This is a genomic window from Mesorhizobium sp. M2A.F.Ca.ET.067.02.1.1 (assembly GCF_004023285.1).
Lineage (GTDB): Bacteria > Pseudomonadota > Alphaproteobacteria > Rhizobiales > Rhizobiaceae > Mesorhizobium.
The window spans coordinates 1-835 of the sequence record NZ_RZSB01001276.1 but is presented as its reverse complement, the minus strand read 5'-3'; the positions used below and the strand labels follow the sequence as shown (position 1 = coordinate 835).

General features: G+C 55.4%; 1 protein-coding gene. It reads right to left on the bottom strand.

Translation table 11 applies throughout. The annotated features are described in order from the left end of the window. A partial coding sequence (locus EOA28_RS37285; RefSeq protein WP_245501703.1) for a PIN-like domain-containing protein occupies positions 1 to 650 on the bottom strand: 650 nt, incomplete at its 3' end. Between the last annotated feature and the right edge of the window lie 185 nt (positions 651 to 835).

Genomic DNA, 835 nt, shown 5'->3' with positions numbered 1-835 from the left:
GGTGCCTCGTCATCCCCTTTGGCATTGGGGACACTGCCCTTCTTGCGCCGATCTTGAAATCCCGGTGGGACAGAGCCGACGAAACGGAGTGCCGCATCGGCAGCCACGGTCTTCAGGTCATCATAGAGCGATGTCGTCCGCGGCGTGCGCGCGTTGATAAATGCGATGACCTCGGACGAATGTTTCTGGTAGGACCGCTGCCATTGGCGCGTTGTCGCGGTCAAACGGCTAAGAGAGTTTAGCGCTGCGCGCGTGGCGGCCCGGATTGTCGAGGGATCCTCGGCGCCATCACCATAGGATTCATCAATGAACGGCCTGAAATAGGAATAGGTGCGTCCGACGAGGTCGGCAACTTCATTGGTCTTGTCCGTCAACTCTGAGACGATCGTTCCAGCGACATGATGTTTCAGGTATTCGTGCGCGGACCACATTGGCACATGAACGCGGCCTTCGCAGTGCGACTCGAGCCAGGTGGATAGTTCGCTTCGTGAAGAGGAACCGATCTTGGTCAACCACATTAGGAAAGATGTATCGACATAGATATGTGTATCGGCCGCCTTGATTAGATCCGCGAGCCGCGCCCTGAATTTAGCCGAGCTCTCTGTTTCACTTGGGATGTCGAGGATAGGCTTTCCGGCGGGGGTATTCATGCTGCATTTGCCATATCTATTTTGGACGCGTGGAATGAGGGGGCGCCGACGCGCTGCCATAAAGCCACGACACCTTTAGGACGAATTTCCTAATGCAAGGTTTAGATATCAGCTTCTTGCTAACATTAGCGTCGAGCTGGATTGTAGTGCGACGGCCGCTTTCGGTCGCATCTCCAGGTTTGCGA